The following is a 12,832-nucleotide window of genomic DNA, read 5'->3' on the forward strand; positions in this document are numbered from 1 at the left end:
CAGTTGGACAGAGTTGGACACAGGAGTCTTGTCACTCCCAGGATACGGCACTGGGGTCACTCCTCGAGGTCTCATGATGTGTCGAGCCGACCTCGAGCTCTCCGTTCCCGCACGGAGGTATACATGCACCACGCAGCGATGTCCAAGACCGTCCAGCTTCTGGGCAGCTGCTGCTAACCCATGCCATAATCCTTTTATGGCAACCCAAGGGGGTCACTGCGAACCCAGTCAGTTCTGGCTATAATCATCTCTCAAGGTGACTCCGAATGGGAAAGAGACCCGGACACTGTTATCGCCCCGTCGACCGCCAGCCGTACATGAGAAAGCGGTTTATCCACCGTCAACCAGCGAGCCGAATTGTCAGCTATGACATGGGGCAGAACAATGGTCAGTTCGAAGTAGAGATGTCCCTGATTGGTCTCGAGCGGTGTCAGATTCGTAACCAGGCTCTTGAGGCAGCTCGAGTCGCTGCCAACAGGCACCTGAGCAAGAAGCTTCAGAAGAAGGCGTTTCATATGCGTGTGCGTGTGAAGCCCTACCATTACCTACGAGAGAACAAGATGATCTCCGGAGCAGGCGCAGACCGTGTGCAAGATGGAATGCGTCGTTCATTCGGTAAAGTGATTGGGTCTGCTGCACGAGTCAAGCCCAACCAGCGACTGATTACCGTTCGCGTGGACCGCGACAACATCACTATTGCGAGAGATGCTCTACTCAAGGCGGCACCGAAGATTCCGACACCCTGCAAGGTAGTGTTCGATAAGATTGACCCTGAGCTGAAGCGCAAACTCGGCTACGGTGTGGACTAGTCCTCTTGAGCTATTGAGTCAAGCGCATCGCGTATCTTTCGCATAGTGCCTATCAGAGTCATGGCCTCACGTGCACTGAGGAACACCCTACCTAAGAGGTTGATGAAGACCCTCTTTGCGATGCCCTTGCGATGCTCCCTCAGGAGCAGTCGGTCGACAGCGTCGCTGAAGTACATTGTTGCTCGTTCCCTCTGTTCCCTTGTTGCAGGTCGTGCCCTTGTCCTTGCTGGTTCGCGGTTGGCATATCTTGTGAAGAAGTCGTAGAGCACAACAGCAATTGCATGGCTGAGATTCATACTTGGGTATTCCCCTGAGACCGGTATTGTGAATGCAAGGTCACAGAGGTCGACCTCCTCATTCTTGAGGCCTGAACTCTCACGGCCAAAAACCAGAGCCACGTCGCCTGCAAATCGAGTTGGGTCCGGGAGCTGGTCAAGTGGTACCACTACTCTACTCACGCTGTTGGGCCCTCCTGACCTGGCTGTGGCTGCCCATGACACGAGCACCCCTGTCAGTGCAGACCTGAGGTCCGGGAAGATTTCAGCCGTATCCAAGACTTCCACAGCATGTTTGGAGAACACTCTGGCCTGTTCCTCATGTCTGGGGTCAACACCAACTATCCTCATTCGCTTCACTCCAAAATTGACCATGGCCCTTGCTGCGAAGCCGACATTCCCTGGTGACTCAGGTTCGACTAGGACGACCACTATGTTGGAGAGGCCCGTCAAGCGATTCTCCACTCCTACTTGTGCAGCAGCTGGAGTATGTCCCCATCCTGCAGGGGATAGTTGAGCCCTACCTGTCTTCGCTTTATCTTGTCCTGTTCCCTCAGTATGATTGCTGCTCTGAATCTCTCCACGAACAGCTGTTTGTGGACCTTCGCTGCAGCATCCTCGACAACTGATCCCTCCGGCAGAACGAGCGGTTTCTCCTCTCTGGTCTTGCCAGGTATCTTGGTATAGACTCTAAGTATGTCAAGGTGTTCGTACATCATAGTTGTCATTACGCTGAGGTTCTCCTTCTTCAGGGCACTCACTGGTACCATGTCGAATCGGTCCCCGTACAAGTCCTTCAGCCTCTGGAACTGTGCTGCGGACCCAGGCATGTCTCCCTTTGTTGCGATAATCAGAGCTCGTACGTAGGCAACACTTGTATCGAGCGCATCAGCAAGCTGTTGAAGCGTGGCCCCGGGCATTTGAAATCTCACTATTACATTGGTTATCCGTCGAGCCTGTAAGTAGTCCACCACCTCGTCTCTGGAGCCTGCGAAGTTGTGGATACCATATATCATGTGTCCCCCGAGACCGGTCCTCTCGACTCTCACTGCCGTCTTGTCCTTGTTTAGTCGAATCCGGGCCCGGTCCAGTTCACCGAGAATCACGCTCATCTGCATCTCAATGTCCTGTGAGAGATCCACTACAATTGCAATACAGTCTGTATTACGTGCCAGCGCAAGCGACTGCCGACCAATGGTCGAGTCGTAGTAGCCATCAAACATACCCGGCAGCTCAACCAGCTGAATATTGACATCTTGGAAGGCCAGCATCGCGGGTGTGGGCACCGGAGTTGCAAAGGGGTAGTCCGCCACAAGGAGCTCGGCGCTTGTGACAGAGTTGATCAACGACGACTTTCCGCTCTTAGTGAGTCCCACTAAGCATATCTGTCCTGCCCCCTCCTTCCTTATGACCCCCTCCTCGTTAGCCCCACCACTCCGCCTAGCCCGTTCCTGTTCTCTCTTCTTCTCAACCTCAGCTTTCAGTTTGGCCAGCTTTCGTCGGTAGTCCTTTATCATCCGTTCTGCGCCTTTGTGATTTGGCGCAAGTGCGAGTAGCTTTTGGAGTTCCACTATACGCTGCTCAAGGTCTTCCGTGTCTTCGTATATCTGCCTCTGCTTGTCAAACTCAGGGGTAACGTTGGTCGGCACCCGCCTCACCTTTTGGGCAGCTCAATGTACTTCTCTATCCCTTATCGCGTATTATGAAGCTTTCTTCAGGTCTCACCACGTCCGCTGCGTGATTCACTTCGAGTATGAATCTCTCTGCTGACGATGGTCGCCATATGGGTGTCGTATCAGTACGCGAGAGTACGGCTCTGTGAAGGTGCAGTACATCATAGACGAAGAGTCCAGTCCCGCTGCTGGGCACTGTGCCGCAGGGAGCTTCCTCTGTAGCTAGGTAGACTCCACTTGAAGCCCACTCATCGAGTATACTCTCGAGTCGAGTCCTACAGACCACTATTCCGTTGTCCATCATGGCCTTCGACTCGTCTTCGATGCTCATGAGCAATCTATTCGCCTTCATCAGGAAAAAGGAGATTGATCGTTCGTCAGGTGAGACCCGACGCAGAGTCTTTCCGTCAAAGACAGTAGCACGAGTCTCGTCGGAAGCCCCCTGGGTCAGAATCACCATCACGGACCTGCGCAGACCTCTTGACAAGAAGAGCCCGATGTTGACACACCTGCATGCTACAACAGTCTGCCAAGGGTTGAGCCCTCTCGCGACAGTATCACGACTGGTGGGAATCTCATCCAATGCAACCAGAAAGCCCCTCTTCTGCATATGCTTTTTCTCGAACAACACTACATGCCAGGCAGCCCCGGAATGCCCGCCATTCCTCTCCTTGCCCTTCTCTGCCTACCGAATGTCTTTATCATCTTCTTTACGTTCTCATACTGCTTTAGGAGCTCACGTACATCACTCTGCCGCGTTCCCGAGCCCTTGGCAATACGCTTGATTCTCGACGCCTTGATTATCTTCGGGTCATCCCTCTCATCCCGCGTCATCGAGTTGATGATGATCTCAAACTTCCTCAGGTTCTCCTCCTGCAACGCAGTCACATCCTCGGGAAGTTCGTACTTAAGACCAAGCATCTCCATGACCTTGCCGATGGGGCCCATCTTCTTGACTTGCTTGAGCTGCGCCATCATGTCTGTCAGAGTCAGCTTGCCCTTCATCATCCTCATGGCGGCGTCCTCATCGAGTTCGAGCTGGGCCTCCTTCACTTTCTCGATGAGTCCCTGAATGTCAGACATACCAAGCAGCCGACCCGCGAACTTCGTCGGATTGAACGGCTCAATGGCGTCCATTCCCTCTCCCAATCCAATGAACTTGATGGGGGCCTTGGTCGCCGCCACGGCTGACAGAGCTCCACCACCCTTTGCTCCTCCGTCCAGCTTGGTGACAATTATCGACCCGATGCTGGTTGCTGACCTGAATGTTGATGCCTGTGCACCAGCCTGCTGTCCCAATGTGCCGTCCACTACCAGAACTATCTCCTGCGGGTTGATTGCCTTGGCAATGTCCTGCATCTCTTTGATTAGTCCGGTCTCCTCCCGATGTCGCCCTGAAGTGTCAACCAGAATCAACTCGACGCCGGCTTTCCTAAGCTCCTCGACACCCCTCTTGGCCAGCTTCGCTGCATTCTGTTCTCTCTCATCTCCGAAGAAGGGAATGTTTGACCTCTCCGCAAGCTGTTTCAGTTGGCTGTATGCTCCGGGTCTGAAGTTGTCTGCGCATACTACTCCTGTCCTCACTCCGCGCTTCTGGTAGTACCGAGCGAGCTTCCCTATTGTAGTAGTCTTGCCCGACCCCTGGATACCCACCATCATGACCACATTTGCTTTTCCCGGGTTAATAGTGAGCGGGACTGGTTTCTCCCCAAGGTAATACGCCAGACTGTCCCAAACGACCCTCACGACATGCTCGCGTCTTGATATGCCACGAGGCAGGGTCTCATCCAGTGCCTGTTTCCGGACCCTCTCGGTTATCGCCATCACCAGAGCGACATCCACGTCCGCCACAAGGAGTGCACGCTGGATGTCTTTGACCAGCTCATTGACTACCTCCTCGTCGATGATGCTGGCTCCCAGTATTCTCTTCAATGCGGAGTTCAGTGCCTTACCTAGTCCTTCAAGGACCACCTTCTATCACCGCTCAACTGTTCCTCACCGGGCACACCATATCAACCTTCGCTTCGACACTCCTCCGACCATGTCCGCGGCCTGACTGACTGTTTCCGATGGGTCTCCGAAACGGCGTCTTGGTCACATTCGGTTCCCAAAGGTGAGCATCCCGCAACCTTATCGTGCGACCTACAGGGCTGTTGTGTAGCAGGGGAAGGTCTAAAACGTGGTTCTACGCCTCCGAGGTCGAGCTGATACGAATGGCATGTGAAGAGAAGAGCGGCAAGATTAGAATCGTCAAGATTCGCAATGGGACTGTCATCGATCACATTCGGGCAGGAATGGCTCTAGAGGTGCTTCAGATTCTAGGGATAACCGGCAAGGAGGGCCCTGTGGTGACCCTTGCCATGAACATCTCCAGCAATAGGATTGGCAGAAAGGACATCGTCAAGCTGGAGGACCACTTTCTTGAAGAACATGAGGTCGCAAGAATCGCCCTTGTGGCACCCGAAGCCACGATAAACCTAATCAGTGAGTTTCAGGTAGTGAAGAAGACCCGGGTACAGCTGCCGGACACGCTGACTGACATCGTGATCTGCCCGAATGCGAGATGTATAACCAATCAGGAGAGAGAGCCAGTGAAGCCAAGTTACCAAGTCGTTTCCCGCATGCCCATACGACTGAAATGCCTGTACTGCTGGAGTTTCATCGATGAGGATCACATTGTCCGCCAGTTCACAGAACACCATACCATCTAATGTTTGCCATTCCTCCTGCCATCTATTCCAAACGCTTTTTTAGCACCATCTCGGAGCAGGAGAAGCACGCATGAAACCTGCGCGGAGTGCGCCTATGGCCAACGAGAGAATTGCAGTGATTGGTGATCGCGACACGGTGACTGGTTTTCGTATGGTCGGTGTCAGAGATGTATCAACACCCAGCTCACCTGAAGAGACACGTCGCGCACTGCTGTCATTCTTTCGAGACCCCAATATGGGTCTGATAATAATCACGGAACGGCTGGCAGAAACCGTGAACGACACAATCCTAGAACTCGCGCAGTCACCGGTACCCGTAATTCTTCTGGTGCCCGACCGAAGGGGATCTACTGGGACACATGAAGCGGTCCTGCGAGAGCTGATTCGCCGAGCAGTTGGAATTGAGATAGGCATCTAGTCGTCGTGGTGATAATAGTGACTGAGAATGTTGGAAGAATCGTGAATATTGCTGGGCCTGTTGTGAAGTGTACTGGGCTGCCTGCAGTCCGTATGTATGAAGTGGTTCGTGTTGGAAATGAGAAACTGATTGGCGAAGTGATTGAAGTGGGCTGTGACGAGTTCACAGTTCAGGTCTATGAGGAGACCTCTGGTGTTTCTCCCGGTGAGCCTGTGGTTGCCACAGGTGGGCCACTCTCGGTTGAGCTGGGCCCGGGTCTTCTGGGGTCAATCTATGACGGCATCCAGAGACCACTACCAGACCTGAAATCACTCTCTGGTGACTTTATCACCCGTGGGCTAAATGTTGAAGGGCTGAACAAGGAGAAGAAGTGGCAGTTCAGACCAACCGTGGCGGTCAAGTCCAAGGTGAAACCCGGGGACGTGGTCGGGGAAGTTCCAGAGACAGGAATAATAACCTCGAAGATAATGGTCCCTGTGGGTATAGAAGGGGAAGTGGTGAGCATCGCTCCCCCGGGAGCGTACACTGTGGTTGAGCCTATCTGCAAGGTGAAGGACCGGCAAGGCGACATCCATGACGTGATCATGATGCAGCGAACTGCAGTCCGTGTAGGGCGCCCCTACAAGGAGCGTGTTCCGATGGACACGCCGCTAGTCACTGGACAACGCGTGATTGACACATTCATGCCTCAAGCAAAGGGTGGGACTGGAGCAATCCCCGGTGGCTTTGGCACTGGAAAGTGCGTTCTTGGGAACACCCCTGTCCTGCTCGCTAACGGTCTGACAGTCCCAATCGAACAACTATACAGGGAACATCTCTCGACTGGCATAGTGACTGAAGACAGCGAGGACGAAACGCTTGTCCAGTTGAGAACTCCTCTTCATGTCATCTCTTTTGATGGGACTGGATACTCTTCCCAAAAGGCTACTCATGTGTATAGAGGAACAACAAACCGTCTTGTACGGGTGGTGACCCATTCTGGAAGGTATGTTGTTGTCACGCCTGTACACAAGCTCTTCAGGTTTGACGGCTCTGCTATTGAGGAGGTAGAAGCAGGCCATCTGAGTGTTGGAGACCTCCTAGCTGTGCCTCGAAGACTGTCTCTCGAAGGAGAGGAAGTCCGCCTCGACGCATACGATGCGTTCCTGGACTATCGTGCTGCAGACCCCTCGGTCATTCAGTGGATGGCAGACACGATACAGGCCCTGAAGGCTACGATGACCACGAAAGAGATGGCCGAGTCACTCAACGTAAGTCATGATGTCCTCGCAGGATACAGCCAAGGACTCAACCCGCCAACGCTCAGATTCCTGGAACGCCTTGCAAGACTGGCTGGAGTCGACAGAGTGCCGGTACACAGCGTGAAACGGGGCAGTGGTTCCAAGCCGTTCCTAATCCCTCCAGCTGTCACTCCTGAGCTGGCAGAGTGGCTGGGCCTCTTCATAGCAGCTGGCCACTTCCAAGACGCTGAGCATAACATACGCTTCTCCAGTACCTCAGAGCGGACACTCAACCGGTTCGTCGAGCTGACACACCTCTTGTTCGGTCTCGAGGCTTCAATCATTCATGGCCCTCTCGACCACACGCCCTTCGCTGCAGTCAGGAGTTCAGGTCTCCGGGATCTTCTTCGTCATTTGGGTGTTTCCCGGACCGATAAGACGTATCGCGTTCGGATTCCTGTTTGCATCATGAAGTCCCCAGTCAGTATTGCAGTTCATTTCTTGGCTGGCTATTTCGCCGAGGGTGGGACAGTCTCCCGGCATGTACTGGGCATCTCCACAACAGGCATTGGCCTGCATACGGATGTGAGTTATCTCTTGACGCGTCTGGGGGTGCTCTACAAGTCACGGCGAAAGTCGGGTCGTGGAGTCCTCGAACTGGACCGTGCCAGTGCCATTCAGATTGCAGACGTCTTCTTGGAGCACGGCGTCTTCAGTCATGATAGAATTAACAAGCTGTACCAGTGTCTTGACTACTCCGCAGCCAGTCCCAGTGCGACCGACTTGACTCCCATCGCGCAGACAGTCTTGGCTTTCACTCACCCGCATGCAGAACACTCTGAGGAATGTCATGTCTTGGGACCGCATGAGCAACCACACGGCAACTACACTGAGTTGGAAGACTCCCTCTCTGTGTGTATCACCGGGCGGCCAATGGAATCTATCTGGGTGCGTGCTCTGGACACGGACCAGAGCGCAGGAGGAATACTTCGCAATGCGCCTGAACTGACTGAAGAGGTCTACTTCGACAGGGTGGTAAAGATAGAGTCCTATGACTCGAAACAACCCGTGTTTGACATCACTGTGGAGGGTTCTCACAACTTCGTGGGCGGACATCTTCCCTTCACTCTCCACAACACGGTCACCCTTCATCAGTTTGCCAAGTGGGCTGACGCACAGGTGGTTGTCTACGTCGGTTGTGGCGAACGTGGCAACGAGATGACCGAAGCGCTGGAGGAGTGGCCCCAGCTCAAGGACCCAAAGTCAGGACGCCCACTGATGGAACGTACAGTCCTGATAGCCAACACATCGAACATGCCTGTCGCAGCCCGAGAGGCATCAATCTATGTTGCTATCACCATTGCTGAGTACTTCAGAGACCAGGGCTTTGATGTTGCCCTAATGGCTGACTCCACATCGCGTTGGGCAGAGGCCCTCCGAGAGATATCCGGACGCCTAGGTCAGCTGCCTTCGGAGGAGGGCTATCCTGCCTATCTGGGCTCTCGTCTTGCTCAGTTCTACGAGCGGGGCGGTCGAATGAGAGTCTTGGGCTCTGACGAGCGCCTCGGTTCTGTCACTGTGTGTGGTGCAGTATCACCACCCGGTGGCGACTTCTCAGAGCCTGTTACCCAAGCAACACTGAGAATTGTCAAGGTCTTCTGGGCGCTGGACAAGGACCTAGCGGCGCGCAGGTTCTTCCCGGCAATCAACTCACTCACCAGCTACTCCCTCTACATGAACAACTTGGAGTCCTGGCATAGGAGAGAACTCGGAGAGGACTGGCCCGAACTGGTCAAGGAGGCCATGGCAATACTTCAGAAGGACCAAGAACTCAGGGAGATTGTCCAGCTAGTAGGTCCTGATGCATTGCCGGAGTCCGAACGTGCGACTCTCGAGGCGGCGCGTATGATCAAGGAGGACTTTCTGACACAGAGTGCAATCCATGAGATTGACACATTCTGTCCTATCAGGAAGACATACCGCATGCTCAGAGTCATAGTGACATTTGCGCGCAGGATGGCAGAGGCAGTCAAGGCAGGGGCACATGTTCGTAGGATTCTTGAGTTCAGTGTCTTGGACAACATTGCGCGAATGAAGATTGCACCTTGGGACAGTTTTGATAAGACCATGGATGCCATTGAGAAGAAGATGAACAGTGAATTTGACACGCTGACCAGAGAGATGGTTGAAGCGGGAACGGCACCCCCCTGAGATGAAGCGGGCTGTTTTCATCGTCTGGTTCAGCACAGGACTCTGATTGAAATGAGCAATAGAGATGCTCTTGCTGAACTCCACAGGGAGATTGAAGAATGTGTCAGGTGTCCGTTGTACCTGACCCGCAACCGAGCGGTCCCTGGAGAAGGTCCTATAGATGCGAAGATCATGCTTGTAGGAGAGGCGCCGGGTGCCGCTGAGGATGAGACAGGCCGTCCCTTTGTTGGGAGGTCTGGCATGCTACTGACCAGACTGTTGAAGGAGATTGGCATTGGCCGAGAAGATGTGTTCATCACGTCAGTCCTAAAGTCCCGACCGCCAAGGAATCGTGTGCCTAATCACTCTGAAATAGACGCGTGTATGCCTTATCTCATGCGACAGCTGGCCATAATCAATCCCCGAGTGGTCGTATTGCTGGGGGGAATAGCTGTTTCCTCTCTAATTGGACCATGGAAGATTTCAGAGGCCCATGGTCGCTTCTATGAGACTGAAGAACGACTCTTCTTCATTACATACCACCCCTCGGCGGTACTTCGCTCTCCTCAGCTCGTGGAAACAATGAGGGCCGACTTCCGACTACTCGCCAAGGAGCTCACATAGTCCCTTCAACTTCGTGGGAGATATATCCCATCAGCATCACTAACATCCGGACGAGAGATGCTCACCGACACAGTCCTGCTACTGCAGACACCGCCCCTTGAGAACCCTCTTCAGGGTTGGCTGGATGTAATGACCCTCGTACTCAACATCGGCTATGCACTGGCCACCAGAGGCTATCTTCTCCTCATACTCGTCGGATTCGCGCTGTACGTCACTGGCGTCAGCGATGTGCTTGCGAAAGTGATAGTTGGTGCTGGAATCTTCATCTACTTCTTTGGTCCATTTGTGATTGGGCAGGTGGTCGGATTCGTTGGAGTTGAGCCAGTCACCAGTGAAACCGCACGACTGATTTGGCAGTCTGTGATGGGCATGCCCGACGTGGACCTTGTCTACATGGTGTTGGTAGTGAGCGACCTAGTGGCATCTGTATGTGTCTTGGCAGGAGCGATTCTGTACTTCACGCCAAGCACCAATGACCTCCGGTCAAGAGGACAGTCACTGATTGTGAGGTCGCTGATGTTCGCTCCTGTGCTTGCATACCTGCATATCTTTCCCTGGTAGGTCCTTGCGGTCTTCAGGACAACTCTTAAATCGACGCCATCGTGGGTGTCCACAGCTGGTCCCAAATCGCACAGGCGGTGTCACGGATGCCGAACAAGTCCTCTATTACCTATCGCACAGTATCCGATGTGAGCGGTCCGCTTCTTGTTGTTGATAGCATCCATGAAGTGGCGTACAATGAAGTAGTGCGTATCCTGTCTCCTAGTGGCGAAATGCTGACCGGAACTGTGCTGGAAACAGGTCGTGGTCGAGCAGTAATCCAGGTGTTTGAGGGGACGAGTGGACTTGATACTGACAAGACTGCGGTGCGGTTCACCGGTGAAACACTGAAACTACCCGTTTCCACGGAGATTCTCGGTAGAGTGCTGGATGGCTCAGGCCGTCCTCTCGACAAAGGCCCTCCTCTGACAGCAGAGGACCATTGGGACATCTACGGCTCTCCAATCAACCCCTATGCGAGGCAGTACCCACGACAGCCAATCCAGACTGGTCTGTCTGTGATTGACGGTCTCAATACACTTGTCCGTGGCCAGAAACTCCCCATCTTCTCCGGATCCGGGCTGCCTCACAATCGAATCGCTGCGCAGATTGTCCGTCAGGCGAAGATTCCCGGCGAGGAGGGCGACTTCGCCATAGTGTTCGCTGCCATGGGTATCACTGCTACGGAGGCCCAGTACTTCATGAGTTCTTTCGAGGAGACCGGGGCTCTTGAGCACACCACTCTGTTCCTGAATCTTGCAGATGACCCGGCCATCGAGAGGATAATCACGCCCCGAGCAGCTCTGACTGCTGCAGAGTATCTTGCCTATGAGTCAGATATGCATGTGCTTGTGATTCTCACCGACATGACTAACTATGCTGAAGCGCTGAGGGAGATTAGCGCAGCAAGGTCGGAGGTGCCCGGTCGTAGAGGTTATCCTGGTTATCTCTACACGGACCTGAGCCTGATATACGAACGTGCAGGCAGAATCCATGGTCGTAAGGGCACGATAACTCAGATGCCCATTCTGTCGATGCCACAGGACGACATGACCCATCCGATTCCTGACCTGACCGGGTATATCACCGAGGGGCAATTGCCTCTCAGCAGGGCACTGCACAGGCGCGGCATATATCCTCCGATAGACCCCGGTCCGTCACTGAGCCGGCTGATGAAGGAGGGGATTGGAGAAGGAATGACGCGCTTTGACCACAAAGAGGTGCAAGCGCAGCTCTACTATGCCTACTCTGAGGGTCGCGACCTTCGTGATCTTGTAGCGGTTGTGGGTTCAGAGGCACTGACCGAGCGAGACCAGAAGTACCTGAAGTTTGCTGACCGATTCGAAGAGGAGTTCATCAACCAAGATGAGCATGAGGACCGGTCTTTCGAACAGACACTGGACATTGGATGGACGCTTCTGAGTGAATTCCCTGAGAGAGAGCTCAAGCGATGCGACCCCGAAACCATATCATGGGCAAAAGGGAAGGGCATCTATAGGTGTTAGCCTTGTTCCATTCTTTGCCGACTGGTCCAGTTTCACACGCGGTGACACACAGTCGCACCAGACCTCTACATCACTCATAGGGACGCTATGACCGTCTGCTTCAGAGGCACCTCACTGCAGTTTTGGGGCGCCTTCTACTCGAGGCCATATCTCAGATAATGGTCTGTTTCCTTCTTGGTGCCGAAGCTCCTCAGTCCCTCGCTCCTCAGTTGGGTCTTGATGCTCTTCGCCTCGGACGTGCTTATCTCACCGCGCTTCGCCAAATAGTCTACTATCTCCATTGCTTGGGAGATGGTGTCGCAACGACGTATGTAGTCCACAACATCCGGATAGAACGTCTTGTCTGCCGGTCGAGGTTCTTGTTCATTGTTCATCCTCTGACGAACCCCGCTGATTCTGTACTCCTTAGAAGTCCCTTCTCTCATCTCTCTGGTGAGTGCCGGGAATGCTCTACTGAATTCATCGTCATCGCTCACATCACATCACCATGTTCAGGGATCTCTAAGGACGCCTTCTGTTTATTACTCGATTTGTCGCCTTATAACCGTTCATTTTTGGTTGGACAGAGTTGGACATCCATGGGATGCCAACCTGGTCCGTCCAGGAGCGGCACTGGACATAGACAGGTTGCGAGCAGCATTGATGTCAGCGTGAGCGTGCGTGTGATATGACGGGCAGTAGAAGTACTCTCCGCCTCTCACCTCGTGTGTGGACTGGAGGCCGGACGTTCGAATGCCCCGCGCTCCACAGGCGTGACAGCTGCTCGACCCGTCTGTGACCGCCGGTTGTCCGCAGACACGTCAGGAGCCCGGCGGCCTCCCAGCGTCGGGTCGTCTTCGTACAGACACCGAGCACAGTGGCAGCATG

General features: G+C 53.9%; 12 protein-coding genes and 1 pseudogene. 7 read left to right on the top strand and 6 right to left on the bottom strand.

The features are described 5' to 3' along the window. The first annotated feature begins 266 nt into the window (after window positions 1–266). Window positions 267–809: a 50S ribosomal protein L16 gene (locus tag HXY34_09805; protein NWF96420.1), complete on the top strand. Its 543-nt coding sequence runs from the start codon at window positions 267–269 to the stop codon at window positions 807–809. Here HXY34_09805 and HXY34_09810 read toward each other — a convergent pair. Genes HXY34_09810 through ffh form a run of 4 tightly spaced genes read right to left on the bottom strand, consistent with a single transcriptional unit; the run spans window position 806 to window position 4,728 of the window. Then, window positions 806–1,537 carry a TrmJ/YjtD family RNA methyltransferase gene (locus HXY34_09810; GenBank protein ID NWF96421.1) on the bottom strand — a complete coding sequence of 244 codons (732 nt, stop codon included), beginning with the start codon at window positions 1,535–1,537 and terminating at the stop codon, window positions 806–808. The two genes, HXY34_09805 and HXY34_09810, sit on opposite strands and share 4 nt — an antisense overlap. Window positions 1,538–1,551: 14 nt before the next feature. After that, entirely contained in the window at window positions 1,552–2,733 is a 1,182-nt protein-coding gene (locus HXY34_09815) for a 50S ribosome-binding GTPase (GenBank protein ID NWF96422.1), read from the bottom strand. A gap of 34 nt (window positions 2,734–2,767) precedes the next feature. Then, window positions 2,768–3,367 (bottom strand): hypothetical protein, encoded by a 600-nt coding sequence (locus HXY34_09820; protein NWF96423.1) that lies wholly within the window; start codon window positions 3,365–3,367, stop codon window positions 2,768–2,770. Between the two features lie 20 nt (window positions 3,368–3,387). Further along, on the bottom strand, window positions 3,388–4,728 hold the full coding sequence (ffh, locus tag HXY34_09825; GenBank protein NWF96424.1) for a signal recognition particle protein: 1,341 nt from the start codon (window positions 4,726–4,728) through the stop codon (window positions 3,388–3,390). A gap of 242 nt (window positions 4,729–4,970) precedes the next feature. Between ffh and HXY34_09830 the strand changes: the two genes are divergently transcribed. From HXY34_09830 to HXY34_09855, 6 genes are all read left to right on the top strand, one after another. Next, window positions 4,971–5,468 (top strand): aspartate carbamoyltransferase regulatory subunit, encoded by a 498-nt coding sequence (locus HXY34_09830; protein ID NWF96425.1) that lies wholly within the window; start codon window positions 4,971–4,973, stop codon window positions 5,466–5,468. 94 nt (window positions 5,469–5,562) lie between these two features. Then, window positions 5,563–5,886 carry a V-type ATP synthase subunit F gene (locus tag HXY34_09835; protein NWF96426.1) on the top strand — a complete coding sequence of 108 codons (324 nt, stop codon included), beginning with the start codon at window positions 5,563–5,565 and terminating at the stop codon, window positions 5,884–5,886. Window positions 5,887–5,903: 17 nt separating this feature from the next. Continuing rightward, window positions 5,904–9,317, top strand: a complete 3,414-nt coding sequence (locus tag HXY34_09840) for a V-type ATP synthase subunit A (protein ID NWF96427.1) — start codon at window positions 5,904–5,906, stop codon at window positions 9,315–9,317. A 51-nt stretch (window positions 9,318–9,368) separates the two neighbouring features. After that, window positions 9,369–9,920, top strand: coding sequence for a uracil-DNA glycosylase (locus HXY34_09845; protein NWF96428.1), 552 nt, complete (start codon window positions 9,369–9,371; stop codon window positions 9,918–9,920). A 57-nt stretch (window positions 9,921–9,977) separates the two neighbouring features. Continuing rightward, window positions 9,978–10,481, top strand: coding sequence for a hypothetical protein (locus tag HXY34_09850; protein ID NWF96429.1), 504 nt, complete (start codon window positions 9,978–9,980; stop codon window positions 10,479–10,481). 86 nt (window positions 10,482–10,567) lie between these two features. Beyond that, window positions 10,568–11,965 carry a V-type ATP synthase subunit B gene (locus HXY34_09855; protein ID NWF96430.1) on the top strand — a complete coding sequence of 466 codons (1,398 nt, stop codon included), beginning with the start codon at window positions 10,568–10,570 and terminating at the stop codon, window positions 11,963–11,965. Between the two features lie 134 nt (window positions 11,966–12,099). Here HXY34_09855 and HXY34_09860 read toward each other — a convergent pair whose 3' ends face one another. Further along, complete coding sequence (locus HXY34_09860; protein NWF96431.1) at window positions 12,100–12,441, bottom strand: DUF2095 family protein; 342 nt, start codon at window positions 12,439–12,441, stop codon at window positions 12,100–12,102. 72 nt (window positions 12,442–12,513) lie between these two features. After that, window positions 12,514–12,732, bottom strand: a pseudogene (locus tag HXY34_09865) (transposase). Between the last annotated feature and the right edge of the window lie 100 nt (window positions 12,733–12,832).

The sequence above is a fragment of the Candidatus Thorarchaeota archaeon genome (genome assembly GCA_013388835.1).
Classification (GTDB): Archaea; Asgardarchaeota; Thorarchaeia; order Thorarchaeales; family Thorarchaeaceae; genus JACAEL01.

What these genes read in the sequence shown, in the direction of transcription:
- HXY34_09805 (NWF96420.1), top strand. Translation starts at nt 267, where the DNA reads ATGGGAAAGAGACCCGGACACTGTTATCGCCCCGTCGACCGCCAGCCG.
- HXY34_09820 (NWF96423.1), bottom strand. Translation starts at nt 3,367, where the DNA reads ATGCAGAAGAGGGGCTTTCTGGTTGCATTGGATGAGATTCCCACCAGT.
- HXY34_09830 (NWF96425.1), top strand. Translation starts at nt 4,971, where the DNA reads ATGGCATGTGAAGAGAAGAGCGGCAAGATTAGAATCGTCAAGATTCGC.
- HXY34_09835 (NWF96426.1), top strand. Translation starts at nt 5,563, where the DNA reads ATGGCCAACGAGAGAATTGCAGTGATTGGTGATCGCGACACGGTGACT.
- HXY34_09845 (NWF96428.1), top strand. Translation starts at nt 9,369, where the DNA reads ATGAGCAATAGAGATGCTCTTGCTGAACTCCACAGGGAGATTGAAGAA.
- HXY34_09850 (NWF96429.1), top strand. Translation starts at nt 9,978, where the DNA reads ATGCTCACCGACACAGTCCTGCTACTGCAGACACCGCCCCTTGAGAAC.
- HXY34_09855 (NWF96430.1), top strand. Translation starts at nt 10,568, where the DNA reads ATGCCGAACAAGTCCTCTATTACCTATCGCACAGTATCCGATGTGAGC.